The organism is Rhodopseudomonas palustris HaA2, assembly GCF_000013365.1.
Taxonomy (GTDB): domain Bacteria; phylum Pseudomonadota; class Alphaproteobacteria; order Rhizobiales; family Xanthobacteraceae; genus Rhodopseudomonas; species Rhodopseudomonas palustris_J.
In genome coordinates, this window is the sequence record NC_007778.1 from 1286899 (window position 1) to 1311793 (window position 24895).

The 24895-nt window shown below is 66.3% G+C and carries 23 protein-coding genes, 1 tRNA gene and 1 riboswitch; of the genes, 10 read left to right on the forward strand and 14 right to left on the reverse strand.

The genetic code is table 11. The features are described 5' to 3' along the window. The first annotated feature begins 116 nt into the window (after positions 1-116). The gene (locus RPB_RS05650; RefSeq protein WP_011440017.1) at positions 117-1451 is read left to right on the forward strand and encodes a dihydroorotase; all 1335 of its coding nucleotides are present in this window, start codon (positions 117-119) and stop codon (positions 1449-1451) included. A gap of 6 nt (positions 1452-1457) precedes the next feature. On the opposite strand, the gene RPB_RS05655 is transcribed toward RPB_RS05650, so the two are convergent. Further along, positions 1458-2219 carry a GntR family transcriptional regulator gene (locus RPB_RS05655; protein ID WP_198135156.1) on the reverse strand — a complete coding sequence of 254 codons (762 nt, stop codon included), beginning with the start codon at positions 2217-2219 and terminating at the stop codon, positions 1458-1460. Between the two features lie 150 nt (positions 2220-2369). Between RPB_RS05655 and RPB_RS05660 the strand changes: the two genes are divergently transcribed. The 6 genes from RPB_RS05660 (at position 2370) to RPB_RS24835 (ending at position 9465) form a co-directional block, all read left to right on the forward strand. Next, positions 2370-3374, forward strand: a complete 1005-nt coding sequence (locus RPB_RS05660; RefSeq protein WP_011440019.1) for an ABC transporter substrate-binding protein — start codon at positions 2370-2372, stop codon at positions 3372-3374. Between the two features lie 59 nt (positions 3375-3433). Then, on the forward strand, positions 3434-4252 hold the full coding sequence (locus RPB_RS05665) for an ABC transporter ATP-binding protein (RefSeq protein ID WP_049824736.1): 819 nt from the start codon (positions 3434-3436) through the stop codon (positions 4250-4252). Continuing rightward, positions 4245-5129 carry an ABC transporter permease gene (locus RPB_RS05670; RefSeq protein WP_011440021.1) on the forward strand — a complete coding sequence of 295 codons (885 nt, stop codon included), beginning with the start codon at positions 4245-4247 and terminating at the stop codon, positions 5127-5129. Before RPB_RS05665 ends, RPB_RS05670 begins: the two co-directional genes overlap by 8 nt. A gap of 50 nt (positions 5130-5179) precedes the next feature. Then, entirely contained in the window at positions 5180-7486 is a 2307-nt protein-coding gene (locus tag RPB_RS05675) for a DUF3604 domain-containing protein (RefSeq protein ID WP_198135157.1), read from the forward strand. A gap of 114 nt (positions 7487-7600) precedes the next feature. Then, positions 7601-7687, forward strand: a riboswitch (glycine riboswitch). 133 nt (positions 7688-7820) lie between these two features. After that, on the forward strand, positions 7821-9056 hold the full coding sequence (locus RPB_RS05680) for a D-amino acid dehydrogenase (RefSeq protein ID WP_011440023.1): 1236 nt from the start codon (positions 7821-7823) through the stop codon (positions 9054-9056). Between the two features lie 253 nt (positions 9057-9309). Next, complete coding sequence (locus RPB_RS24835) at positions 9310-9465, forward strand: hypothetical protein (protein WP_011440024.1); 156 nt, start codon at positions 9310-9312, stop codon at positions 9463-9465. Between the two features lie 31 nt (positions 9466-9496). Here RPB_RS24835 and RPB_RS05685 read toward each other — a convergent pair whose 3' ends face one another. From RPB_RS05685 to RPB_RS05700, 4 genes are all read right to left on the reverse strand, one after another. Continuing rightward, positions 9497-9760, reverse strand: a complete 264-nt coding sequence (locus RPB_RS05685; protein WP_011440025.1) for a hypothetical protein — start codon at positions 9758-9760, stop codon at positions 9497-9499. A gap of 130 nt (positions 9761-9890) precedes the next feature. Beyond that, on the reverse strand, positions 9891-10280 hold the full coding sequence (locus RPB_RS05690; RefSeq protein ID WP_011440026.1) for a TIGR02301 family protein: 390 nt from the start codon (positions 10278-10280) through the stop codon (positions 9891-9893). A gap of 61 nt (positions 10281-10341) precedes the next feature. After that, positions 10342-10767, reverse strand: coding sequence for an NUDIX hydrolase (locus RPB_RS05695; protein ID WP_011440027.1), 426 nt, complete (start codon positions 10765-10767; stop codon positions 10342-10344). Between the two features lie 5 nt (positions 10768-10772). Continuing rightward, positions 10773-11279 carry a hypothetical protein gene (locus RPB_RS05700; RefSeq protein ID WP_011440028.1) on the reverse strand — a complete coding sequence of 169 codons (507 nt, stop codon included), beginning with the start codon at positions 11277-11279 and terminating at the stop codon, positions 10773-10775. Positions 11280-11343: 64 nt separating this feature from the next. Between RPB_RS05700 and RPB_RS05705 the strand changes: the two genes are divergently transcribed. Next, entirely contained in the window at positions 11344-12123 is a 780-nt protein-coding gene (locus tag RPB_RS05705; protein WP_011440029.1) for an SOS response-associated peptidase, read from the forward strand. A gap of 226 nt (positions 12124-12349) precedes the next feature. Here the strand turns inward: RPB_RS05705 and RPB_RS05710 are convergent, their stop codons facing one another. Next, entirely contained in the window at positions 12350-13777 is a 1428-nt protein-coding gene (locus RPB_RS05710) for an FAD-binding oxidoreductase (RefSeq protein ID WP_011440030.1), read from the reverse strand. A gap of 86 nt (positions 13778-13863) precedes the next feature. Next, the gene (locus tag RPB_RS05715) at positions 13864-14853 is read right to left on the reverse strand and encodes an L-threonylcarbamoyladenylate synthase (RefSeq protein ID WP_011440031.1); all 990 of its coding nucleotides are present in this window, start codon (positions 14851-14853) and stop codon (positions 13864-13866) included. 68 nt (positions 14854-14921) lie between these two features. Between RPB_RS05715 and RPB_RS05720 the strand changes: the two genes are divergently transcribed. Next, positions 14922-14998: transfer RNA gene (locus tag RPB_RS05720), tRNA-Pro, on the forward strand. 138 nt (positions 14999-15136) lie between these two features. Here RPB_RS05720 and RPB_RS05725 read toward each other — a convergent pair. Then, positions 15137-17095 (reverse strand): primary-amine oxidase, encoded by a 1959-nt coding sequence (locus tag RPB_RS05725; RefSeq protein ID WP_011440032.1) that lies wholly within the window; start codon positions 17093-17095, stop codon positions 15137-15139. 293 nt (positions 17096-17388) lie between these two features. Between RPB_RS05725 and qhpR the strand changes: the two genes are divergently transcribed. Continuing rightward, positions 17389-18432 carry an AraC-like transcriptional regulator QhpR gene (gene qhpR, locus RPB_RS05730; protein ID WP_245258311.1) on the forward strand — a complete coding sequence of 348 codons (1044 nt, stop codon included), beginning with the start codon at positions 17389-17391 and terminating at the stop codon, positions 18430-18432. A 258-nt stretch (positions 18433-18690) separates the two neighbouring features. On the opposite strand, the gene glnT is transcribed toward qhpR, so the two are convergent. From glnT to RPB_RS05760, 6 genes are all read right to left on the reverse strand, one after another. After that, positions 18691-19989, reverse strand: a complete 1299-nt coding sequence (gene glnT, locus RPB_RS05735) for a type III glutamate--ammonia ligase (RefSeq protein ID WP_011440034.1) — start codon at positions 19987-19989, stop codon at positions 18691-18693. A 32-nt stretch (positions 19990-20021) separates the two neighbouring features. Continuing rightward, positions 20022-21347 carry an FMN-binding glutamate synthase family protein gene (locus tag RPB_RS05740; RefSeq protein ID WP_011440035.1) on the reverse strand — a complete coding sequence of 442 codons (1326 nt, stop codon included), beginning with the start codon at positions 21345-21347 and terminating at the stop codon, positions 20022-20024. A gap of 11 nt (positions 21348-21358) precedes the next feature. Next, positions 21359-22048 carry a protein glxC gene (locus tag RPB_RS05745; RefSeq protein ID WP_011440036.1) on the reverse strand — a complete coding sequence of 230 codons (690 nt, stop codon included), beginning with the start codon at positions 22046-22048 and terminating at the stop codon, positions 21359-21361. Next, positions 22048-22944 carry a class II glutamine amidotransferase gene (locus RPB_RS05750; RefSeq protein ID WP_011440037.1) on the reverse strand — a complete coding sequence of 299 codons (897 nt, stop codon included), beginning with the start codon at positions 22942-22944 and terminating at the stop codon, positions 22048-22050. Before RPB_RS05750 ends, RPB_RS05745 begins: the two co-directional genes overlap by 1 nt. Before the next feature lie 194 nt (positions 22945-23138). Further along, positions 23139-23837: a helix-turn-helix domain-containing protein gene (locus tag RPB_RS05755; RefSeq protein ID WP_011440038.1), complete on the reverse strand. Its 699-nt coding sequence runs from the start codon at positions 23835-23837 to the stop codon at positions 23139-23141. A gap of 34 nt (positions 23838-23871) precedes the next feature. Further along, on the reverse strand, positions 23872-24840 hold the full coding sequence (locus RPB_RS05760; RefSeq protein WP_011440039.1) for a GlxA family transcriptional regulator: 969 nt from the start codon (positions 24838-24840) through the stop codon (positions 23872-23874). Positions 24841-24895: the final 55 nt, after the last annotated feature.

Here is a 24895-nt window from a genome sequence, read left to right on the forward strand (position 1 = left end):
GAACTTCCTTGCGGAAACCGGCCGGCTGGATAAGACATTTCAAGGTAAGCGGCCGGGCTCCGGCCAACAAGAGTTGCAAGACTCGCGCCGGACCATCCGAGGGGTATTCGACCAGCATGACCGCCACATTCGATACCATTCTGAAAGGCGCCACGATCGTCAACCACGACGGCGAGGGCATCGGCGACATCGGAATCAGCGGCGGCCGGATCGCGGCGCTGGGCTCGCTCGGCGCCGAAAAGGCCGGCGAGACGATCGATTGCGGCGGCCTGCATGTGCTGCCGGGCGTGATCGACACCCAGGTGCATTTCCGCGAACCGGGCCTCACCCACAAGGAAGACCTCGAAACCGGCTCGCGCAGCGCGGTGATGGGCGGCGTCACCGCGGTGTTCGAAATGCCGAACACCAACCCGCTGACCGTCACCGAAGAGACCTTCACCGACAAGGTGAAACGCGCCGAGCACCGGATGCATTGCGACTTCGCGTTCTTCATCGGCGGCACCCGCGACAATGTCGATGAGCTGCCGAAGCTCGAGCGCGCCCGCGGCTGCGCCGGCGTCAAGGTGTTCATCGGCTCCTCGACCGGCAGCCTCTTGGTCGAGGACGATCCGAGCCTGCGCCGCATCCTCAACGTGATCCAGCGCCGCGCCGCGTTCCACGCCGAGGACGAGTACCGGCTCGAGGACCGCAAGGGCGAGCGCATCGAGGGCGATCCGCGCTCGCATCCGGTGTGGCGCGACGACATCGCCGCATTGACGGCGACGCAGCGGCTGGTGGCGATCGCGCGTGAGACCGGCAAGCGCATCCACGTGCTGCACGTCTCGACCCGTCAGGAGATGGAGTTTCTGCGCGAGCACAAGGACGTCGCGTCGGTCGAGGTGACGCCGCATCATCTGACGCTGGTCGGACCGGAGTGCTACGAGCGGCTCGGCACCAAGGCGCAGATGAATCCGCCGGTGCGCGATGCGTGGCATCGCGACGGCATCTGGCACGGCCTGGCGCAGGGCGTCGTCGACGTGCTCGGCTCGGATCATGCGCCGCACACGCTGGAGGAAAAGGCCAAGACCTATCCGGCCTCGCCGTCCGGCATGACCGGGGTGCAGACGCTGGTGCCGACCATGCTCGACCACGTCAACGCCGGAAAATTGTCGCTGGCGCGCTTCGTCGATCTCACCAGCGCGGGGCCGGCGCGGCTGTTTGGCATCGCCTGCAAGGGCCGCATCGCCGCCGGCTACGACGCCGACTTCACGGTGGTCGATCTGAAGCGCAGCGAGACCATCACCAACGACTGGGTCGCCTCGCGCGCCGGCTGGACGCCCTATGACGGCGTCCGCGTCACCGGCTGGCCGGTCGGCACCTTCGTGCGCGGCGCCAGGGTGATGTGGCAGGGCGAACTCGCAACGCCCGCGACCGGCGAGCCGGTGCGGTTTCTGGAGACGCTGAAGCCGTAAGCGGCTTCAGCCTGGCACGTCGATCGTGGTGTTGAACACCACGAGGTCGCCGCGGTAGAGGCCGGTCGAGAAGAACACGATCTCGTCTTTGCGGTTGGTGATCAGCCGGCGTACTTCCGCGACCGGGGCGTTGACCGGAATGTTCATGTATTTGGCGACGGCCAGATCCGCCGAGGTGATGCGGACCGATTGCTTCATGCGCTTCAGCTTGGCCCGCGAGACCCTGGTCAAATGCGGGATGATCATCTGGCGATCGAAGGTCTCGGGATCGCGATTGTAGTAGTCGTTGGCCAGATACACGTCGTTGACGCAATAGGGCTCGTCATAGGCGCGATGGATCCGCTTCATGTAGCGGTAGTCCTTGAAATGCTTCTCCGGGCCGTCGACGGTGGACGGCAGCGCGCAGCTCTTGATCACGTCGAGCGATTCCGCGCTGTTGCCGTCCAGCGTCGCGAGCAGATAGTTCCAGTCGGAATCCAGCGAGATCGTCTTCCGCGGCTTGACCTGGTCGGCGACGAACGTGCCCTTGCCCTGGATCGGGATGATCAGGCCCTTGGCGGAGAGCACGCCGAGCGCTTGACGGATGGTCACGCGGGCGACGTCGTAGCGCTCCGACAGCTCGGCGATCGTCGGCAACTGAGCGCCGGCCGGCCAGCGGCCCTCGTAGATGTCGGTCTCCAGCAGGTTGGACAGAGACACGTAGAGCGGCTGCTGCGTCTCGTTCAGCCGCCGCCGGATGTCCTCAGTTTCTGCTGTCGCGTCAGTCACCGGCCGCCTCATTTTTCCGCACACCCGAGCAAAGCCGGCGTGCCGCCGCCCAAAAAGCGGAACTCATCCGCCTGAAAATTGATCTTGTGTGCTGGTCAACCAGCACACTAGTCTTTGTCCGTCGTCATCGACTAACACGGGAGCGCGGACATGAAAACTACGACCCTCGGAAAACTGGGGCTGACGCTGGTCGCAGCGCTGCTGGCGAGCCCATCGCGGGCGGAACTCGGTCAGGTGCGCGTCGCCACCCAGATCGGCCTCGCCTATCTGCCGCTGATCGTCATGGAGCACGACAAGCTCTGGGAGAAGAAGGCGGCGGAGAAGGGCGTTTCGGTCAAGGTCGAATACCTCCGGCTCGGCGGCGGCTCGCCCCTCAACGACGCGCTGCTGTCGGACTCGGTGCAAGTCGCCTCGGCCGGTCTCGCGCCGCTGCTGACGCTGTGGGACCGCACCAAGCCCAACTACAAGGTCAAGGCTCTGTCGGCCGTCGCCACGGCGCCGATGTATCTGCTGTCCAACAACCCCAACGTCAAAACCATCAAGGACTTCACCCCGGCGGACCGCATTGCGGTGGCGAGCGTCAAGATCTCGATCAACGCCATCGTGCTCAACATGGGCGTCGAGCAGGCCTTCGGCGCCGGCAAGGCCAACGCGCTCGACGACATTCAGGTCGCGATGGCGCATCCCGAAGCCTATGCGGCGCTGACCACGCGCGCCGGCGGCATCACCGGCTACATGGCGACCTCGCCGTTTCAGGAGCGGGCGCTGACGCAGCCCGGCATTCACAAGGTCGCCGATTCGTTTGGCATTCTCGGCGGGCCGTCGACCTTCAGCGTCGCCTACGCCAAATCGGACTTCGTCAACGGCAATCCGAAGCTGGTCGAGGCGTTCATCGAAGCGCAGCGCGAAGCCGTCAAGTTGATCGTCACCGACCGGGCCAAGGCGATCGACGGCTACCTCGCGGTCACCGGCGACAAAACCGACCGCAAGCTGATCGAGACCATCCTCGCTTCCCCCGAATATGATTTCGACATCGCGCCGAAGGCGACGATGCCGATGGCGGGCTTCATGCAGCGCACCGGCATTCTGAAGTCGGCGCCCGCGTCGTGGCGCGACTACTTCTTCGACACCATGAAGAACGAGAAGGGAAGCTGATGCCGGCCGCGGCTCTCTCTCGGTCCAGTCACCAGCTCACGGACACCTCGGACATGCTGATGAACGCTCAATCTCGCCCCGTCGGCCCTGACCCCGCCCCGTCCGAAGTGCTGCTGTCGGCGCGCGATGTCACGCTGCAATACAAGACCCCCGATCATCTCGTGACCGCCACGTGGCGGGTGTCGTTCGACGTCCATGTCGGCGATCGCTTCGTGCTGCTCGGCCCTTCGGGCTGCGGCAAATCCACCTTGCTGAAATGCGTCGGCGGTTTCCTGCCGCCGGCGGAAGGCCGCGTCTGGCTGAACAACAAGGAAATCACTGCGCCGGGGCCGGACCGGATGATGGTGTTTCAGGAGTTCGATCAGCTGCTGCCGTGGAAGACCGTGCTCGAGAACGTGATGTATCCGATGCAGGTCAGCCGGCGTTTCCCGAAATCGGAAATCCGCAGCCGCGCCCTGCAGTGCATCGAGAAGATCAGCCTGTCGAAGTTCACCGACGCGTTTCCGCACATGCTGTCGGGTGGCATGAAGCAGCGCGTCGCCATCGCCCGCGCGCTGGCGATGGAGCCGGCGATGCTGCTGATGGACGAGCCGTTCGCGTCGCTGGATGCGCTGACGCGGCGGGCGATGCAGCTCGAAGTGCTGCGGCTGTGGGACGAGACCGCGTTCACCATGCTGTTCGTGACGCATTCGATCGAGGAGGCGCTGATCGTCGGCTCGCGCATTCTCGTCCTCACGCCGCACCCCGGCCAGGTCCGCGCCGAACTGGATGCCAGCGGTCTCGGCCCGGACGCCGTGTCCACGCGGAAATTCCAGGATCTGCAGCGCGAGATCGAAGACATGCTGTTCAACCGCACCGGAGATCGCGCCGATGACTGAGATGTCCAGAACAGCGCTCGCGCCCCGGCCGAATGTGTATCGCCAGCCGGACGCGAACGACGCCAAGACCGGCGAGATCACCAAGCAATTGCCGTTGTTCGAGCGGCTGCGCAGCAACACCCTGTTTCGGCGCGGGTCCATCCTGGTTCTGCTCGCGGCTGCCTGGCAGGGCTACGCGATGGTCCTGCAGAACGATCTGCTGCTGCCGAGCTTCTGGGCTTCCCTGACCGCGTTGTACGACGCCTTCGTGCACGGGCCGCTGCTGTGGCGGATGCTGTATTCGATCCAGGTGCTGCTCACCGGCTACGTCATCGGCGCCGTGCTCGCCGGCGTGCTGGTGTCGCTGGCGGTCTCGACCCAATGGGGCAGCGATCTGCTCGCGACGCTGACCGCGATGCTCAATCCGCTGCCGGCGATCGCGCTGCTGCCGCTAGCGCTGTTATGGTTCGGCCTCGGCATGTCGAGCATGGTGTTCGTCATCGTGCATTCGGTGCTGTGGGCGGTGGCGCTCAACGCGCAGACCGGCTTCCAGTCGGTGAGCGAAACGCTGCGCATGGCCGGGCACAATTTCGGCCTGCGCAACATGCGCTACATCTTCGGCATCCTGGTTCCGGCGGCGTTTCCGTCGATCCTCAACGGCCTGAAGATCGGCTGGGCCTTCGCATGGCGCACGCTGATCGCCGCCGAGCTGGTGTTCGGCGCGACCTCGCGCTCCGGCGGCATCGGCTGGTTCATCTTCGAGAACCGCAACTCGCTGGAAACCGCCAACGTGTTCGCCGGCCTTTTGACGGTGATCGTCATCGGCCTGCTGGTCGACGGCCTGATCTTCCGCGCCATCGAACGCCGCACCGTGCGGCGCTGGGGAATGCAGCGATGAACCTGCACCGCCCCGTCCACTTCAACGCTTCGCAGACTTCAGGCTCAGACATGACGATTCGAGTAACCAACACCGCCCGCGCCAGCCGCTCCGTGCTGGAAAATTGGATGCCGGAGGTCACGCCGGTGGCGGCCGCGGATGCCGGTTCGGTCACGATCGACAACACCGGCCCGTTCGTCGCCGGCAGCTATCAGCGCTTCTCCATGACTTATGCGGCGGGCCGCTACGGCATCGACGATTCCGGCTGCCTGAAGATCTGCTACCGCTTCGCCTCCGACATGGGGCGGCCGCAATTCACCGATCCGACCGCGCCGAACTTCGTCGAAGTCGTCGCTTCGAACGGCGCCACGCTGGACGTGCGGTTCGACTACAAGCAGAACACGCGGCCGTGGGATCGCACCATCTACATCAAGGTCGTCGCCGGCTTCATGAAGCAAGGCGACACCATTCGGATCGATTTCGGCGCCGACGAACGCGGGCCGGGCATCCGGATGCAGACCTTCGTCGATCCGGAATTCTGTTTCCGCATACTGGTCGACCCGATCGCGACCTACACCTTCGTGGAAGTGCCGGGCGTGCCGGTGATGCCGATCATCGCCGGTCCGGCGGCGCGCTGGCACGCGGTGCTGCCGACCTGCCGGGCGGTCGGCGATACATTCGCGCTTGGCATTCGTGCCGACGACATGTGGGGCAATCCGACCAGCGTCCGTGGCGGCGCGCGGGTTCAACTCGTCTGCAGCGGCCGGATCGAGGGGCTGCCGGAGACGGTGGCGTTCGATCCGGCGTTGCCAGCGACCGAAATCGGCGGATTGCGCGCCGTTCAGCCGGGCAGCGTGTTCGTCGATCTGGTTGCCGAAGGACGCACTCTGACGCGCTCCAATGTACTCGTCGTCGAATCCGAGCTGGCGTTGCGCCCGTATTGGGGCGACCTGCACGCGCAATCCGGCGAGACCATCGGCTCGGGCACCGCGCAGGACTACATGACGTACGCGCGTGATTGCGCCTTCCTCGATGCGATCGGCCACCAGGGCAACGATTTCCAGATCACCGGGCAGTTCTGGCACCTCCTCAACGGCCTGATGCGCGACTGGAACGAGCCCGGGCGCTTCGTCACCATCCCCGGCTACGAATGGTCGGGCAACACCTCGCTGGGCGGCGACCGCAACGTGTTCTATCGCAGCGAGGACCGCGTCATTCACCGCTCGTCGCACGCGCTGGTGCCGGAGCGGAGCGACGCCGACACCGACTGCTGGGACGCGCGCAGTCTGTTCGAGGCGCTGGAGCCGAAGCAGGCCGACACCGTGGTGTGGGCGCATTGCGGCGGCCGCTATGCCGATATCAAATACGCCCATCACCATGGTCTGGAGCGCGCCGTCGAGGTGCATTCGAGCTGGGGGACGTTCGAATGGCTGGCCGCTGACGCCTTCGACAGCGGCTACCGCGTCGGCATCGTCGCCAACAGCGACGGTCACAAGGGGCGGCCGGGCTACGAGCCGCCCGGCGCCTCGCTGTTCGGCGCGCTGGGAGGCCTGACCTGTTACTGGCTGCCGGAACTGACCCGCGACGCGATGTTCGACGCGCTGCAGGCGCGGCATCACTACGCCACCACCGGATCGCGCGTGCACATGACGGTGCAAAGCAACTTCGCGGAGCCTGTGACGGTGTGGACCGACGACCCCCGCGTCGCCGGCGCAAGGCATCAAAGCGCGACCTCGGTGATGATGGGCGACATCGTCACCGGCGCGCCCGACGAGGTCGCGTTCGAGTTCTGCATCGAGTCGGCGTCGCCGATCCTCGACGTCGAGATTCGCCGCGGCACCGAGGTGCTGGAGACCATACGTCCGCATGCCGCCGCGCCGCTCGGAACGCGCTGCCGCATCGAATGGAGCGGCGCCGAATATCGCGGCCGCGCCCGGCAGACGGTGTGGGACGGTTCGTTGAAGCTCACCGGGGCGACCATCACGGCGTTCGAGCCGATCAACTTCTTCAATCCGGACCGGCCGCTGCGGCAGCTCTCCGAGCATGAACTGGCGTGGCAGTCGATCACCACCGGCAATTTCGCCGGCGTCGATCTGTCGCTGTCGTCGGCCGATGCGGTGCTCGAGATCACCACCCCGCTGGGGACGTTCAAGCATGCGCTCGCCGAGCTGACGCATCAGCCGACCGTGCATCGGCTCGGCAAGCTCGATCGCGAGCTGCGACTGTCGCGGGAGCCGGATCACGACAGCGAACGTTCGCTCCGCCTTCGGCGCTCGATCGCGATGCGCGCGGGCGACAATCCGATCTGGCTCCGCGCGACCTTCGCGGACGGCCACCAGGCGTGGTCGAGCCCGATCTACATCCTACGCGACGCGTAGCGCTTCGCTTGGAAAAATACATCCGGCGCGCCTGTCGGTGTACCGGACCCGCCAGTGGAAACCGCGGCCTCGTCGCAGTGCCGCGTGAAAGGAGGCCGGACGTCGTCGACAGCTAAATGCGATGCGGGAGAGTTCGGCTGCGGCCGACGCCGAAGGAGCAACACCCCGGAAACTCTCAGGCAAATGGACCGTCTCGCGACATGATCTGGAGAGAGGCGCTGGAATGCGTCCACCGAAGGGGAAGGCCGGGCAATTCGGCTAAGCTCTCAGGTAAAGCGAACAGATGGGGACGCGACCGAGGTTCTCGGTCAGATCGAACAATGCGAGTCCCCCTATGTCGAAGATCGCTATCATCGGAGCCGGGATCACCGGCGTCACAACAGCTTTCACGCTCCTCGAACGCGGCCATCGCGTGACCGTGTTCGACCGGCATCGCTACGCCGCGATGGAGACCTCCTATGCCAATGGCGGCCAACTCTCCGCGAGCAACGCCGAGGTCTGGAACAACTGGGCGACCGTGCGGAAGGGGCTCGGCTGGCTGTTCCGGAAAGACGCGCCGTTGCTGCTCGATCTGACGCCGAGCTGGCATAAATACTCCTGGCTGACGGAATTCCTGGTCGGCATCCGGAAGTACGAGAAGAACTCGATCGAGACCACCAAGCTCGCGATCGAAGCCCGCCGGCATTTGTTGCGCATGGCGAAGACGGCGTCGGTCGATTTCGACATCGAGACCCGCGGCATCCTGCACGTCTATCACGACGCGCAGGATTTCGCCCAGGCGGCGAAGTCCAACAAGATGCTGCAGGCGGGCGGCCTCGAGCGCAGGCCGGTCACCCGCCAGGAAATCCGCGCGATCGAGCCCGCATTGACCGGCAAGTTTCACGGCGGGTTCTACACGCCGTCGGATTTCAGCGGCGACATCCACAAATTCGTCACCGGGTTGACGGCGTATTGCGCGCACAACGGCGTCGAGTTCCGGCTCGGCAAGAACGCGGAGGTGAGCGCCGAAAGGCACGGCGGAATCCGCGTCGACTGGTCGTCGGAGCCGATCGGTTCGCCTGGCGGGTTCGCGTTAAAGGAGAGCTTCGACGCCGTGGTGGTCTGCGCGGGCGTCGAAAGCCGGCTGCTGGCGATGGCGCTGGGAGACCGGGTCAACGTCTACCCCGTGAAAGGCTATTCGATCACCGTGCAGCTCGACAGCGAGTCCGACCGGGCCGCAGCACCGCACGTGAGCCTGCTCGACGAGCGCGCGAAGATCGTCACCAGCCGGCTCGGCAGCGACCGCTTCCGGGTCGCCGGCACCGCCGAGATCAACGGGTTCAACCGCGATATCAGGTCGGATCGGATCAGGCCGCTGGTCGACTGGGTGGAGCGCGTCTTTCCAGGCGTGAGCACGCGCCGGGTCGTGCCCTGGAGCGGGCTACGGCCGATGATGCCCGACATGATGCCGCGCGTCGGGCGTGGCCGGCGCAAGGGCGTGTTCTACAACACCGGGCATGGTCACCTCGGTTGGACGTTGTCGGCGGCCACGGCGGAGCTCGTCGCGATGCAGATCGGCCCAGCCGGCTGATCCGCCTCCGGCGACGGCGCGGTCCAACTCCGCCCTGCGTCGCTTTGTCCGAGCCTCCGGGGAACTCCGGTGGGGGATTTTGCGTATCCCTGCCGCGAGCATCTTCGGCGATGATCGCCGCACGATTCGGTCTGCGTCGCCGGATCGGCCGGATTGGTTGGTTAACAGCATATCAACGAATGGGGCGCAGCCTTCCAACGTCGCAACGATCGCCGGGTCGTCGAGTGACCGATACGCTTGAGGGGGATTCCAGATGGAAGCTCAGAAGACCGCGGTCGATGCCATCGTCGCCTTGACCGGATGTGATCGTGCCGCCGTCACCGAGTTCATTCGCCGGTTCTATCTCGCCGGCGTCAAGGACCCGAAGCGGCTGACCTTCAAGGGGCTGCAGGCGTTCGCGCGCAACTGAGCCGGGCTCGCCCCCGTCGCCGTCCGCAGCGCTACTGCTTGGCCAGCGCGATCGAAAACTCGCCGTTGCGCACCCGGCCGGGCAGGCCCTCGACGAATTTCGCCACCGCATCCTCGCCATAGGTACCGACCAGTTCGGCGAAAGCCGTGAACAGGCTGGCCTGCGCGAGGCAATCGCCGTCGACGCCGTCGTGCAGGGCTTCGGCCCAAGCTTCGCTGAGATAGCTGAGCGCCGTCTGCTTCTGGTCGCGGTCAGCCTGCATGTCGCTGTCGGTCGGATAGGTCGTGGCGCTCATGAAACTCGACAAGGTAGGGCGCGATCCACGGCGGATCGGCGATATCCAAGTGTTACCACGCACACCGCGATGGGCTAGGCAGTTCTTTAGGAAAGGTTAACGGCCTGGGATAAATACCGGGGCTGTGCGATCAGTTCGCATAGCGGGCGGTCAGGTCGCGGGAAATCCGCGAGCCTTCCTCGAGATAGCGCCGGATCGCCACCTGCGCGGCCGGGGTGCAGGTGCGGTAGGTCTGCTGGAACCCGTTATAGCCGCGGTTGAAGCCGGCGATCAGCCGGGTGCGGCGTTCGCCGGAGGGGGTTTCGGCATCGATCAGCGCCTGCATCTCGTTGCGCCATTTGGCGCCTTCGTTGCTGCCGCAGATGCCGCGCAGATAGTGCAGCGTGCCGAGGATCTCGGCGAAGCGCTGCAGTTCGGCGTCGAACGGCGCGGCCCCCTCCTGCGCACGCGACGGCACGGTCGGCGACGCGAGGCCGAAGGTCGCGAGTACGAGAACGATGGCGAGCAGGCGCTGGAGCATGAGGGGATCCCGACGCGGCCTGATAGGCTGTTTCGGCCATAGCGGCAAGCGCAGGCGCCGGTCAGGTTCCGAGCAGACGGCGGGCGCTGGCGACGATCGTGGCCAGCCCCTCGGTGGTCCGGAACGTGCCGACCGCCTCCGGGGCGACCCAGACGGCGTCGTCGAGTTCGTCGTTCAGCACCGGCTCGCCGGCGATCCAGCGCGCCGCAAACGACAGGATCACATAGTGCCCCGCATTGGCGGGCCCGGGCACCACGTCGCGCCAGCCGGCCAGGCCGTCGATCGCGATCGTCAGCGCGGTCTCCTCGGCGACCTCGCGCGTCAGCGCCTCGTGCAGGGTCTCGCCATATTCGACCCGACCACCCGGCAACGAGTAGAACCCCTTGGCCGGCGAGCGCGCGCGGCGGACCAGCAACAGCTTTCCATCACGGAAAATCGAAGCGCTGACGGCGATCTGGGGATGGTGCGGCGGCGTGGGCGGCGTCACGGCGATCAGTGCGCCATGATGTAGTCGACGTCGGCCTCGCTGCCCTGGCCGTTGATGACGCCGCCGGCGCGGCCGATCATCGGCTTGATCCAGCCGACCGCCTCCTCGGCGAGTCGCGCGCGCGTGGCGTCCTGCTGGGCTCCGCGCATCGCATCGCCGACCGCGGTGAGGATCCGGGTCATGTTGTCGATGATGTCGTCGAAATCCGAGCGGATGCCGGGGTCGGCGGTTTCATAGGCTTCGATCGCGAGGTCGCGTGCCTTGAAGTTCGAGGCTTTGAAATGCTCGGCATAGGACAGCGGTTGCCAGGCGAGGAAATCTTCCGCGCATTCCGGCATATCGGGAATCATTTCGAGCAGCATGACCGCTTCGTTGAAGTGATTCAGATAGTCGGTGGCGAGGCCGGTGCGGGGATTGATGTTGGCCGCTGCGAGCTGCGCAGCGCGCGCAGCTCCATCTGCGCCGAACGGAGTGCTGGCGCTCGCTGACGGGATTGGTTGCATCGACGACATCGATGGTATTCTTGGATTAACCAAGTTAATAGGCTCTGAAGACGCGACCTCGGAACAATGCGCAATGTGCGGCCGCTTTGTCATGACTTCGGCACCTGCCGCGATCCGCGATGCGTTCGGCTATGCCGATCAGCCGAACTTTCCAGCGCGCCACAATATCGCGCCCACCCAGCCGGTTCCGGTGGTGATCGTCGACGCGGGGGCGCGCCGCTTCCGCCTGATGCGCTGGGGTTTTTTGCCGTCCTGGGCGAAGGATCCGCGAAAATTCACGCTGCTGATCAATGCCCGCGCCGAGACGCTGCTGGAGAAGCCCGCGTTCCGGAACGCGGTCAGGCGGCGGCGCTGCCTGGTCCCCAGCGACGGCTACTATGAGTGGAAAACGGTGGGCACACGCAAGCAGCCGTATTTCATCCATCCCGCCGGTGGCGGGCCGATCGGCTTCGCCGGCTTGTGGGAGACCTGGGTCGGGCCGAACGGCGAAGAGCTCGACACCATCGCGATCGTCACAACGGCCGCGCGCGAGGGCATGACTGAGCTTCACGACCGCGTCCCGGTGACGATCGCGCCGCAGGACTACGCGGCCTGGCTCGATTGCGCCGAGGTCGACGCGGAGAGCGCCGCCGCGCTGCTGCGCGCCCCCCTGGCCGGCACCTTCGTCTGGTATCCGGTGTCGACTGCCGTCAACCGCGTCGCCAACGACAATCCGCAATTGATCCTGCCGATTTCGGACGAGGAGATACTCTCCGAGGCGCCGGTTGGAGCGCAGAAAAGCGCTCGGACCAGGCCGGCCGCGAAGCCCAAGGCCGCGGCCTCCGATGATGGCGGGCAGGGGTCGCTGTTTTAGAGCGCTTCGTCGACTGATTGAAACGGTACCCTCTTGTCGAGGGCAGAGTCGTCATCCTGAGGTGCGCGCGTAGCGCGCCTCGAAGGATGCTGCAGAGGACGCCCGTGGCCCATCCTTCGAGGCCCTCCGCGCCGCGCACAGCGCGGCCCGGAGGGCGCCTCAGGATGACGGCGACCTCAGATGGCCAGCTCCGATTCCATCAAAAGCAGAGCTGATCTAGGTCGCTCTACACCACCTTCCCCGGATTCATGATGCCGAGCGGATCGAGCGTCGCCTTGATGGCGCGCATCAGGTCGATCGCGGTCTTGTCCTTCACGGCGGGCAGGTCGTCGCGCTTCAGCACGCCGATGCCGTGCTCGGCCGAGATCGAGCCGCCGAGCCGCAGCACCACGTCGAACACGACTTTGTTGACCTCGTGCCAACGCGCCAGATACGCGGCCTTGTCGGCGCCGAGCGGCTGGGTGACGTTGTAGTGGATGTTGCCGTCGCCGAGATGGCCGAACGGCACCGGCCGCGCGCCGGGGATCAGCTTCACCACCGCCGCATTGGCTTGTTCGATGAACTCAGGCACTGCGGCGATCGGCACCGAGACGTCGTGCTTGATCGAGCCGCCCTCCGGCTTCTGCGCCGGCGAGATCTCCTCGCGCAGTTTCCAGAACGCCTGCTGCTGGGCGAGCGAGGCGGCGATCGCCGCGTCGGTGACGATGCCGGCCTCGAAGCCCTGTTCGAGGATCGCCTCCAGCGCGCCGCTTGCGTCGTCGCGCATCGACGACAATTCGATCAGCACGTACCATGGATGCCGGCTCTCCAGCGGATCGCGGTTGGCAGCGTGGCGCACCGAGAAATCCAGCGCGATCTCGGCGATCAGTTCGAAGCTGGTGAGATGGCCCGCGGCTTCGGCTTGCGCGATGCCGAGCAGCTTCAGCGCGTCCGCCGGCGACGGCAGCCCGACGAAGGCGGTCGCGACCGCGCGCGGCTTTGGAAACAGCTTCAGCGTCGCCGCGGTGATGATGCCGAGCGTGCCCTCGGCGCCGATGAACAGGTCGCGCAGATCGTAGCCGGTGTTGTCCTTCTTCAGCTTCGACAACAGATCGAGGATGCGGCCGTCGGCGAGCACGACCTCGATGCCGAGCGCCATGTCGCGCGCCAGTCCATAGGCCAGTGCGGCGGTGCCGCCGGCATTGGTCGACAGATTGCCGCCGATGGTGCAACTGCCCTGCGCGCCGAGCGACAGCGGGAACAGCCGGTCGACGTCGGCGGCGCGCTCCTGCGCATGCTGCAGGATCACGCCGGCCTCCACCGTCATGGTGTTCGATGCGAGGTCGATGTCGCGGATCTTGTCCATCCGCTTCAGCGAGACCACCACCTCGCCGTGGTGCGGCGTCTGCCCGCCGACCAGCCCGGTGTTGCCGCCTTGCGGCACCAGCGCGACGCGCGCCTCGTGCGCCAGCCTGCAGATCGCTGCGACTTCCGCGGTAGAGCCCGGGCGCAGCACCAGCGGCGAGTGGCCGCGATACAGATTGCGCTCCTCAGTGACATAGGCTTCGAGTTCGGCCGGGTCGGTCAGCGCGTGTCGGTCGCCGACGATCGCGGCGAAGCGCCCGAGCAAGTCGGGCGACAGCGCTGTGGCCGGCGGCGGATTGGCGATGGTCATGGGCGTTGTCCGTCGAGCCTGGTGTTTGAGCTCCTCCCGTCGCGGCGGGAGCTGCGGGCCGACACTTCACCACAATGGCGGCGCGATCAATCCCGCGGCGCCGCGGCGCGGCGCAGCCGGTCGTTGATCGCCTCGCCGAGGCCGTGCGGCGGGATCGGCATCACCGCGATCACGCGCGCGCCACCGGCGTCGAGCTCGCGCAAAAACCCGAACAGGTTCGCCGCCGCCTCGGTCAGATCTGCGGCCGGCGACAGGTTCCGAGTCGCGCAGGCCGTCTCGGCGCCGGGGAGCGCGGCGGGCCCGAAGGCCAGCAGCGCTTCGCCGGGGCGGACCTCGCCTGCGTCCAGCCGCACCTGGGCGCGCGGGGCGTAATGCGACGCCAGCATCCCCGGCGCCAGCGGGGCGTGCTCGCCGGCCGCAGCGGGCGACGGGTCCGCCAGCGCGCAGCCGAGCAGGCGCTCGATCGCCTCGCGCGGCACGCCGCCGGGGCGCAGCAGCGCCGGCGCGCCGAGGCAGCTCACGATGGTCGATTCGACCCCCACGTCGACGGCGCCGCCATCGACGATCAGATCGATCCGGCCGTCGAGATCGGCGCGGACATGCGCGGCCGTGGTCGGCGAGACATGGCCGGAGCGATTGGCGGACGGCGCCACCACCGCGCCGCCGAATGCGCGCAGGATCGCCTGCGCCACCGGATGCGCCGGAATCCGCACCGCGACGCTGTCGAGCCCGGCGGTCGCGAGGTCGCACACCGTGCACTCCTCCGCCTTCGGCAGCACCAGCGTCAGCGGCCCCGGCCAGAATGCCGCCGCCAGCGCCGACGCACGCGAATCGAATCGGGCGATTTTTCGCGCGGCGTCGAGATTCGCGACGTGGGCGATCAGCGGATTGAACGACGGCCGGCCCTTGGCGGCGTAGAGCCGGGCCACCGCCGCCGGAGCGGCGGCGTCGGCGCCGAGCCCATAGACGGTTTCGGTCGGGAATCCGATCAATCCGCCGCCGCGCAAGACGTCTGCGGCCGCCAAAGCGGCGGCGTCCCCGGCGGGCAGGGTCCTGGTGTGCAAATCGAGGGTCATCCGCCGTTCATATCGCAATTCGCCCGCTTGCGAAGGGCGAAGGTCGACGCTATAAGCCGGCCTCTTGTCGGAGTGTGGCTCAGCCCGGTAGAGCACTGCGTTCGGGACGCAGGGGTCGCAGGTTCGAATCCTGCCACTCCGACCAAGATTTCGTCAGGCGCCGGCCTGATTTCATCAGAAATATCAAAAGTTAAACTGGATCGGCCGCAGCCGTGCCGTGGGCGGCGCGGCCTGAACCGCGCCGTGCGGCCGCCGGGCTTCGCCGGCGGCCGGGGGCGTCGAGTCAGGCGGTGGTGGCGTTGGCGCAGCAGCTCGCCGCGTTGACCTCCGGCGGCAGGTCGATGCCGGGATTGCCGTTGAAGAAGCCGTGCGGCACCAGCTTGAAGCCGGTCGAGATGCAGGGCTGCACCGGAAAATCCTCCAGCCGCACCGGGTGATGCAGGCCGAACACGTGCCACAGCACGATGTCGGCGTTCTCCAGCGGACGATCCTGCTTGATGAAGTCGGGCAGCCCGCCGCTGCCGTCCGAGTGATTCATGTATTCGCCGGCTGGATAGCGTTCGTCGGGATCGAATGCCGTCACCCAGACGTGGTTCTGAACGAAGCCCGCCCGCTTGCCCGAGGGCGAGTTCGCACCGACGAACGGCGTCACACAGTTCATCGCCTCGAGCTTGTAGCCGACCGGCGTGCCGGCGTAGTTCAGTTTGTTCGGATTGATCACCTTCCAGTAGCGATGCGAGGCCGGGTTCGCGCGCCGCGCCGCCGAGAGTTCGCTGCCGAGCAGCGTTTCGGCCTCGTAGAAGGCGTTGCCGTGCGGATTGTGCGGGCCTTCCTCTTCCGCATAGGTGTTGCACTCGACGATGCTGTTGGCGTCGCCGTCGACCGCCATGTCGAGACGGGCGCAGAAGATATGCTGATGGATGTGGCCGACGACGCCGGGCAGCACTTCGCGGGCGTATTTGCCGGGCTGGCCCGGAATACACGCCGCGGTGTTGATGATGCCGGTCGCCTTCATCTCGAATTCGATCGCGCCGTCGATGTGGAAGTACCAATACAGCGCGTATTCGTAATTGCCGACAGTGCAGATCGACGACACCACCAGCTTGCGCGCGCGCCGCACCTCGGCGCGGTCGGTGCGGAAGTCCCAGTGCTTCCACAGCAGGCCGGAATCCTCCTCGTGGATGCAGATCGCCTTCTCGATCGTCATCACGTCGCCGTTCATGGTATTGAGATGAACGTCGAGATATTCGATGGCGCCGAGGCAGTCGCAGCCGAGCTTCAGCGAATTGGCGAGCTTGCCGATGCCGTACTCGCCGATGTCGAACACGTTCTTGCGGAAATGGCCGTTGTCGGGGCTCCCATAGGGCACCACCATCTCGACCAGCGAGGCGCGATGCGCGACCGGGCGGCCGTCATATTTGATGTCGTGCAGCGTCAGCGCCTCGCGGGCGTTGAAGCCGATCACGAACGACCATTTGTCCCAGGTGAGAGCCCGGCCTTCGATCTTGAAGCTGACGCCCTGCGGCTGCGTCACGTTGATCGGCTTCAGCGGCGCGCGCTTGCTCTCGATGAACTCGCGCTCATAGTTGGCTTCGATCTTCGGGATCGGGACCACGCCGTAATCGTCGACGCGGATCACTTCCCAGGTCTTGAGGTCGATCACCGCGTTGAGACCTTCGATCGGATGGGCGTAGAAATTCTCGTTCTCGCGCAGCCGCTGCCAGGCGAAGACGTGGCACAGATGCCGGCCGTCCTCGCCGGGGATGCCGAAATTGCCCGCCGACCACGGGTCGACGCACACCGTGGTCATGTCGGTGATGCCGCGGCGCGCGCAGCCGGCGATGAATTCGGGATGGGCGCGGACGAAGTCTTCGATGGCGAGAAACTGCTCGAGCTGGATCATCGGCCGCGCGGTCGGGAATTCCTTGCGCGACATGATCGTGCCGGCGTCGAGCGAGACGAACAGCCGCGTCACGCCGATGCGGATGGTGCTGAACACGCTGACGCGGGCGTTGCGCGCGATCGGCATGCCCGGCTTGAAGGCACGGACGACGGCCTTCTCCGGCTCCAGCAGTTCGATGGTCTCGAACCTGGTATCGGTGCCGTAGGGCGGGTCGGCGCTGACGATGGCGGCGACCCTGGTGATTTCGGCCGGGGTGAGAGGCTGCAGCGGATGCTGCACGGCCGGGGCCTCAGCCGCTGCGGCCGCGTGACAGCAACTGGTGTCTTCCGCGAGGCTCATGATGTCGTCTCCCTGATTGGTTGCGGCGGTTCGTCGATCGCACTGGTGCGCGGCATGCTGCTTCAAGGCGAACGCCGCAGGATTGACATTAGGCGCCAATTGCGGCCGCCGACGGGTCCTCGCGCGACCACGAGCCTCCGGTGAGCGCGGATTCGCGTTACTGTTGAAATGAAGCGCCGCCGGCTTGTGTAGTGCTGCTGATCGATGCGCTGCTGGTGGCACAGGGCATGCGCCTTCGGCGGGTGGTGCGGTTTTTGCTTCGTGATCCCGGTGTTTCCTTTGGATCGGTGGACATGTCTGCTTCGGGAACCATCGCCTGCGGCCCTGTGCAGCAACTTCTGGTAGCGCTCGCTCGGTCGAGGCCGGAATCCGCGGGAATCAATGCCCGCGTGGGGATTTCACGCGCGACACTCGACGATCCGTCCGGGATGCTGCCGCTGGCGGCGTTCACGTCGATGCTCGAGGCGGCTGCGCATGAAAGCGGCAATCGCACCCTTGGGATCGAGCTCGGCCGCGACTTCAAGCTCGCGGCGCTGGGGCCGATCAGCGATCTGATGCGGACTGCCCAGACCGTGGGCGACGCGCTGGAGAGCTTCAGTGGCTTCTTCGCCAGCATCCAGACCAGCACGCGGACGACGCTGTCGGTCAGCGACGGCATTGCGCGGCTGTCCTATGCGATCGAGGATCCGGCGATCCGGTTTCGCGAGCAGGACGCCGGCTTCTCGCTGGCGATCGAATATTCGATGCTGGCCGGATTTCTCGGTCCGGCGTGGCGGGCGAGCGGCGTCGAATTCGAGCACGCGGCCGGGGATGATCTGCCGTTCTATCAGCAGCATTTCGACTGCCCACTGCGGTTCGGACGGCGCGAAAACGCGTTGCTGTTCCAGGCGCGGTGCCTCGACGTGCCGCTGCAGCAGGCGGACCGCAACCTGCACGCGCGGCTCCGCGCCGATCTCGCGGAGGTGATCCAGCGGCGGGCGACGCGGCTCGATCTGGTCCGCGGCATCGAGGCGTGGATCGCGGCCTCGCTGTGCCGGTCGGTCGCGACCGATATCGAGGTCGTCGCCTGTGATTTCGGCATGAGCACGCGGTCGTTCCAGCGCAGGCTCGCCGACCACGGCGTCAACTATCTCGACATCCGCAACCGGGTCCGCTCGCATATCGCCAAATGCATGCTGGCCGAGACCGGCGCTCCCGTGACGTCGATCGCGCTGCAACTCGGCTACAGCGAGACCAGCGCGTTCTCGCGCGGGTTCAAGAGCCAGGTAGGCGAGACCCCGGTCGAGTTTCGCAAGCGTCGGCGTGGTATTGACCCTGCCGCGGCCGCTGCGGCGTGAACGCGGAGCGTCGAATGCCGAGCGACCAGAATTGCTGTGAGCAGAGGCCTCAACTTGCCACAGCGTCATCCTGAGGCGCACGCCGGGCCGCGCTTTGGCGCGGCATGGCGGGCCTCGAAGGATGAGCCGCAGGCACTCGTCTCTCATCCTTCGAGGCTCGCTGCGCTCGCACCTCAGGATGACGTCCGAATTACGTGGATGGCCGGGACGAGCCCGGCCATCACGAGTATCAGTTGATCTCAAGCGCCGAGAACGCCTTCAGCAGTCCAGCGTCATGTCGCGTTCCCAGTCGGTCAAATGCCGCGAGAACTCGTTCCATTCCTGGTGTTTGAGCTTGAGATAGGCCGGGACGAATTCGCCGAGGCTGCCCTTGAGCAGTTCGGAGGCCTCCAGCGCGCGCAGCGCATCGAGCAGGTTCAGCGGCAGCCGCTTGGCGTCCTGCACCAGATGGCCGTCCTGATACATGTTGATGTCGAGTCGCTTGCCGGGGTCGCGCTGGCGCTCGATGCCGTCGAGACCGGCGGCGAGGACCGCGGCCTGCATTGCGTAAGGGTTGGTGGCGCCGTCGGCGAGCCGCAGTTCGAACCGGCCGGGCTCGGGAATCCGGATCATGTGGGTGCGGTTGTTGCCCGAATAGGTCACCGAAGAGGGCGACCAGGTCGCGCCGGAGGTGGTGCGCGGCGCGTTGATGCGCTTGTAGGAATTGACGGTGGGATTGAGGATCGCGGCGAGCGCGTCGGCCGAGTGAATGATGCCGCCGATGAAATTGTAGCCGAGCGAGGAGACGCCGAGTTCGCCGCTGTCGTCCTCGAAGGCGTTGATGCCGTCCTTCCACAACGAGACGTGGACGTGGCAGCCGTTGCCGGTGAGGTTGGAGAACGGCTTCGGCATGAAGGTCGCCCGCATCCCGTGCTTCTCGGCGATCGACTTCACCATGTATTTGAAGAAGGCGTGGCGGTCGGCGGTCACCAGCGCGTCGTCATAGTCCCAGTTCATTTCGAACTGGCCGTTGGCGTCCTCGTGGTCGGTCTGGTACGGCTTCCAGCCCAGCGCCAGCATGCCGTCGCTGATTTCCCGGACTACGTCGAAGCGTCGCATCAGCGCCGCCTGGTCGTAACACGGCTTGGTCTGGCGGTCGGCTTTGTCCGTGATGTCGGCGCCATCGGGAGCGATCAGGAAGAACTCACATTCGACGCCGCTCTTGAGCTGAAGGCCTTTCTCGGCGGCTTTCGCCTTGAGCCGCTTCAGCATGTTGCGCGGCGCCTGCTCGACCGGCTTGCCGTTCATCCACAGATCGGCGGCGAGCCAGCCGACCTCCGGTTTCCACGGCAGTTGCATCAGGCTGTCGGGATCGGGAATGGCGAACAGATCCGGGTCCGCCGGGGTCATGTCGAGCCAGGTCGCGAAACCGGCGAAGCCCGCGCCGTTCTTGGCCATCGTGGCGATCGCTTCTGCCGGCACCAGCTTGGAGCGCTGGGTGCCGAGCAGGTCCGTAAAGGAGATCAGGAAGTACTTGATGTTCTTCTCTTTGGCGGCCGCTACGAGGTCGACGGTCATGGAGTCCTCTTGATGACTGGGTTGAGGCTTCGTCAGTAACGCTGTCCGGGAATCCAGTCGGTGCCGACCAGCGGCACGCGGGCGATCGCGGCCGCCTCGACCGTCAATGCGACCAGATCTTCCGGCTCGAGATTGTGGATGTGGCTCTTGCCGCAGGCCCGCGCGATCGTCTGGGTTTCGAGCGTCAGCACCGACAGATAGTTGGCGAGCCGGCGGCCGGCGAGGATCGGGTCGAGCCGGCGCGCCAGCTCGGGGTCCTGCGTGGTGATGCCCGCGGGGTCGCGGCCCTCGTGCCAGTCGTCATAGGCGCCCGCATGGGTGCCGAGCGCCTCGTAGTCCTTCTCCAGGCTCGGGCTGTTGTCACCGAGTGCGATCAGCGCCGCGGTGCCGATCGCCACCGCGTCGGCGCCGAGCGCCAGCGCTTTCGCGATGTCGGCGCCGTTGCGGATGCCGCCGGAGACGATCAGCTGCACCTTGCGGTGCATGCCGAGTTCCTGCAGCGCCTCGACCGCGGGTCGGATCGCCGCCAGCGTCGGGATGCCGACGTGTTCGATGAACACTTCCTGCGTCGCCGCGGTGCCGCCCTGCATGCCGTCGATCACGATCACATCGGCACCGGCCTTCACCGCCAGTGCCGTGTCGTAATACGGCCTGGAGGCGCCGATCTTCACATAGATCGGTTTCTCCCAATCGGTGATCTCGCGCAGCTCCTCGATCTTGATCTCCAGATCGTCCGGCCCGGTCCAGTCCGGATGCCGCGACGCCGAGCGCTGGTCGATGCCGGCCGGGAGCGTGCGCATCTTGCCGACGCGCTCGGAAATTTTCTGGCCGAGCAGCATGCCGCCGCCACCCGGCTTGGCGCCCTGGCCGATCACGATTTCGATCGCGTCGGCGCGGCGCAGATCGTCCGGATTCATGCCGTAGCGCGACGGCAGGTACTGATAGATCAGCGTCTGCGAATGGCCGCGCTCCTCCTCGGTCATGCCGCCGTCGCCGGTGGTGGTGCTGGTGCCGGCCAGCGTGGCGCCGCGCCCCAGCGCTTCCTTGGCCGCACCCGACAGCGAGCCGAAACTCATGCCGGCGATGGTGACTGGAATCTTCAGCTCGATCGGCTTCTTGGCGAAGCGCGAGCCGAGCACGACGCCCGTGCCGCATTTCTCGCGATAGCCTTCGAGCGGATAGCGCGACATCGAGGCGCCGAGAAACAGCAGGTCGTCGAAATGCGGCAACCGCCGCTTCGAGCCGCCGCCGCGTATGTCGTAGATGCCGGTCGCCGCGGCGCGCTGGATTTCGGAGATGGTGTAGGGATCGAACGTCGCCGAGACCCGCGGGGTGGTGCGTGGAGAATTTGCAGACATGGGCTTACCCGTCAGTAGGAGGCGGCGTTGTCGACGTGGAAGTGGTAGAGCTCGCGCGCCGAGCCATACATCCGGAAGTCGTCGACCTTGGCTGCGCCGTCGAGGCCGGCGCGGCCGAGCAGGCCGGCGAGGCGCTCGCGGTCGGCCTCCGTCATCGGCTTCTCGATGCAGTCGGCGCCGAGGCTTTTGACCTCGCCGCGGACGAAGATGGTCGCCTCGTAGATCGAATCGCCGAGCGCTTCGCCGGCGTTGCCGAGCACCACGAGGTTGCCGGCCTGCGCCATGAAGGCGCTCATCGAGCCGATCGAGCCCTTCACCAGAATGTCGATGCCCTTCATCGAAATGCCGCAGCGCGCCGAGGCGTCGCCGTCGATGATCAGCAGGCCACCGCAGCCGGTGGCGCCGGCCGACTGGCTGGCGTCGCCCATCACATGCACGGTGCCGGACATCATGTTCTCGGCGACGCCGGTGCCGGCATTGCCGTGAATTCGCACGCTGGCGAATTTGTTCATGCCGGCGCAGTAATAGCCGACGTGGCCCTTGATATCGATCTCGACCGGCACGTTGATGCCGACGCCGATGGCGTGCTTGCCTTGCGGGTTGTCGATCTCCCACGCGGTCTCGTTGGTGTCCGGCGTGAGCCGGTGGAGGGCTTGGTTCAGCTCGCGCACGGAGCTGACGGCGAGGTCACAGACAGGCATTACGAACGTTCCCAGGCATAGACGGTGGCGGGTTCGGGCTCGAACACCCGCGCCTTCTCGATCGCGGGTAGCACCGACAAAGCGCGATATTCCGAGCCGAAGGCGACGTAGTCGTCGGATTCGGCCATGATCGCCGGCTTGCAGGCGATCGGGTCGCGCAGCACGGCAAAGCCATTGCGGGTGCCGACCACGAAGGTGAAGAAGCCGTCGAGATCTTCCAGGCTGGAGGTCAGCGACTGCTTCAGGCTGTCGCCCTTGCTCATCCGCCAGGTCAGATAGCCGGCAGCCACTTCCGAGTCGTTCTGCGTCGCGAAGCTCATGCCCTCGCGCACCAGCGTGCGGCGGATGCTGTTGTGGTTCGACAGCGAGCCGTTGTGCACCAGGCACTGGTCCTCGCCGGTCGAGAACGGATGCGCGCCGTTGATCGTCACCGCCGATTCGGTGGCCATGCGGGTGTGGCCGATGCCGTGGCTGCCCGCCATCCCGGCCAGCGCGAATTCGCTGACGACGTGCTCGGGCAGGCCGACGTCCTTGTAGATCTCCATATGGGTGCCGACGCTGACGAGCTGAATCTGACCCGCGCGCGCCTTCACCCATTGCAGCGCTGCCGCTTCGGCGTCGCGCGGCAGCGACGCCACGATATGATTGGCGCGGATGCTGACATCGACCGGCACGCCGAGCGCCGCCGGCAATTCATTCGCCAGCGCGGCGGCCGCGCCGGCATCCTCGGCGCGCAGCGTCAGCTTGACGCGATCATTGTTACCGGCGCCGTAGACGGCGACGCCGGCGCTGTCCGGGCCGCGCGCCGTCATCGTCACCAGCATCTTCGACAGCATGTCGCCGAGCGCCGGCTCCAGCGCCTTGTTCTTCAGGAATAGTCCGACGATTCCGCACATCCGATTGCTCCTTGCTGGAGCGACCATAGGCGGGAACCGTCCGGCGGGTCAACTGGGGAGAACAGAAGTTTCCTGATAAGAAAATAGCCGGACGGCCCGAATTTGCGGCACAGCACCCGTGCGGACCGTCGGCGGGCGATCCGCCGTCTGCCGTGCCGCGCGCGTCTGCCCCTGTCATCCGCCGGCGCGACGTCTCAGCTTCGCGGATAGACGATGATCGACAGATAGGTCATCGGCAGTTTCACCAGCGTTTCCGGTCCGTGCAGCGCACCGGAATCGAACAGCATCGAATCGCCGGGCCGCAGCCGGTAGGAATTGTCGCCGTGGCGATAGATCACTTCGCCGGTCAGCATGTAGATGAACTCCATGCCGGCGTGCTGGAACGCGGTGTGGGTGCTGGCGCCCTCCTGCAGCGAGATCAGATAGGGCTCGACCACCACCTCGCCGCCGATCACATGGCCGAGCAACTGATACAGATGGCCGGCCTTGGAGCCGCGCCGCTCGATCGCGACGCCCTGCTTGGCGCGGACGAAGGAGCAATCCCGCCGCTGCTCGGAGGCGGCGAACAACAGGCTGAGCGGCACGTTGAGCGCGCCCGCGATCGACTGCAGCGTCGACAGCGACGGCGAAATCTGACCGTTCTCGATCTTCGACATCATCCCGGCGGAGATGTTCGAGGCGCTGGAGAGATCCGAGACCGACAGATCCCGCTCCCGGCGGATGGCGCGGATCTTGGCGCCGAGCGCACGTTCGAGGCTGCGCTCGGTGTCCTGCGGCGCGTTGGAGCCGGTGCGATATTCGGCGGCGCCGCGCTGCGGATCGGCGGACGATGGATCTGGTTTCGGCTTCTTCATCTGCTGCTTCCGGCCTTCGACAGTGTCGTGCGTGGTCATAAAGCGCATATTCCCGGGCCGTGCACCACTCTCGTCAGAGCCTGCGGTCGGCCGAGGGCGTGCGCGCGAAGCGCTGCCTATAGACGCGCGAGAAATGCGCGAGGCTGACGAAGCCGCAATCCGCGCCGATCTGGGTGACGGGGAGCGACGTCTGCCGCAGCAGAGTCCGCGCGCGCTGCAGCCGGATCATCAGGTAGCGTCGCTCGATCGTCGTCTTGAGATGCGTCGTGAATAATCGCTCGAGCTGGCGCAGCGAGACGCCGGCGGCGCGGGCGATCTCGGTCCGGCTCGCCGGCTCGCGCAGCCGGCGCTCCATCAGCTCGATCGCGGCCTGCAGCGCGGGATGACCGAGCCGCCCGCGCTCGCGCGCATTCGGCCGCTGGCTGGAATCGCCGAGCCGGACATTGGTCTGCAGAAACCAGTCGCTGACCTTGGCGGCCAGCTCCGGGCCGTGGTCGCGGCGGATCAGCGCCTGCATCATGTCGAGCCCGGCGACGCCGCCGCCGCAGGTCAGGCGCTCGCGGTCGATCTCGAACAAATTGCGCGTCAGGTCGAGATGCGGAAACGCCTCGGCGAAGGCCGGCGCGTGCTCCCAATGGATCGTGCAGCGATAGCCGTCGAGCACCTTGGCGCGGGCGAGAAGATAAGGACCGCCGGAGATGCCGCCGATCGCCACGCCGCGCCGCGCCTGCGCGCGCAGCCAGCTCATCGTCCGCCGATCGGAGAATTTGGTCGGATTGCCGCCGGCACAGACCAGCACGATGTCGAACTCCTGCGCGCCGTCGATCGCGCAGTCCGGCTGGATCGACAGCCCGCTGGAGGCGCCGATCGGACGGCCGTCGATCGAGACGTGAAACCATTGATACAGCGTGCGCCCGGCGATGGCGTTGGCGGCGCGCAGCGGCTCGACGGCAGAAGCGAACGACATCAGCGCGAAGCCGTCGATCAGCAGGAAGCCGACCCGGGACGGGCGCGAGGCCGGCGCAGGCAACGTCTTTGGCAATGGCGCTCCTGGGCAAGGGGATGTCGTTTTCAGTCTATAGCGGGTTTCGCCGATG

Bases quoted from the DNA above. Each gene is read 5' to 3' on its own strand.
- RPB_RS05650 (WP_011440017.1), top strand. From the start codon at position 117: ATGACCGCCACATTCGATACCATTCTGAAAGGCGCCACGATCGTCAAC.
- RPB_RS05660 (WP_011440019.1), top strand. From the start codon at position 2,370: ATGAAAACTACGACCCTCGGAAAACTGGGGCTGACGCTGGTCGCAGCG.
- RPB_RS05665 (WP_049824736.1), top strand. From the start codon at position 3,434: ATGAACGCTCAATCTCGCCCCGTCGGCCCTGACCCCGCCCCGTCCGAA.
- RPB_RS05670 (WP_011440021.1), top strand. From the start codon at position 4,245: ATGACTGAGATGTCCAGAACAGCGCTCGCGCCCCGGCCGAATGTGTAT.
- RPB_RS05675 (WP_198135157.1), top strand. From the start codon at position 5,180: ATGACGATTCGAGTAACCAACACCGCCCGCGCCAGCCGCTCCGTGCTG.
- RPB_RS05680 (WP_011440023.1), top strand. From the start codon at position 7,821: ATGTCGAAGATCGCTATCATCGGAGCCGGGATCACCGGCGTCACAACA.
- RPB_RS24835 (WP_011440024.1), top strand. From the start codon at position 9,310: ATGGAAGCTCAGAAGACCGCGGTCGATGCCATCGTCGCCTTGACCGGA.
- RPB_RS05685 (WP_011440025.1), bottom strand. From the start codon at position 9,760: ATGAGCGCCACGACCTATCCGACCGACAGCGACATGCAGGCTGACCGC.
- RPB_RS05690 (WP_011440026.1), bottom strand. From the start codon at position 10,280: ATGCTCCAGCGCCTGCTCGCCATCGTTCTCGTACTCGCGACCTTCGGC.
- RPB_RS05700 (WP_011440028.1), bottom strand. From the start codon at position 11,279: ATGTCGTCGATGCAACCAATCCCGTCAGCGAGCGCCAGCACTCCGTTC.
- RPB_RS05705 (WP_011440029.1), top strand. From the start codon at position 11,344: ATGTGCGGCCGCTTTGTCATGACTTCGGCACCTGCCGCGATCCGCGAT.
- RPB_RS05710 (WP_011440030.1), bottom strand. From the start codon at position 13,777: ATGACCATCGCCAATCCGCCGCCGGCCACAGCGCTGTCGCCCGACTTG.
- RPB_RS05715 (WP_011440031.1), bottom strand. From the start codon at position 14,853: ATGACCCTCGATTTGCACACCAGGACCCTGCCCGCCGGGGACGCCGCC.
- RPB_RS05725 (WP_011440032.1), bottom strand. From the start codon at position 17,095: ATGAGCCTCGCGGAAGACACCAGTTGCTGTCACGCGGCCGCAGCGGCT.
- qhpR (WP_245258311.1), top strand. From the start codon at position 17,389: ATGTCTGCTTCGGGAACCATCGCCTGCGGCCCTGTGCAGCAACTTCTG.
- glnT (WP_011440034.1), bottom strand. From the start codon at position 19,989: ATGACCGTCGACCTCGTAGCGGCCGCCAAAGAGAAGAACATCAAGTAC.
- RPB_RS05740 (WP_011440035.1), bottom strand. From the start codon at position 21,347: ATGTCTGCAAATTCTCCACGCACCACCCCGCGGGTCTCGGCGACGTTC.
- RPB_RS05745 (WP_011440036.1), bottom strand. From the start codon at position 22,048: ATGCCTGTCTGTGACCTCGCCGTCAGCTCCGTGCGCGAGCTGAACCAA.
- RPB_RS05750 (WP_011440037.1), bottom strand. From the start codon at position 22,944: ATGTGCGGAATCGTCGGACTATTCCTGAAGAACAAGGCGCTGGAGCCG.
- RPB_RS05755 (WP_011440038.1), bottom strand. From the start codon at position 23,837: ATGACCACGCACGACACTGTCGAAGGCCGGAAGCAGCAGATGAAGAAG.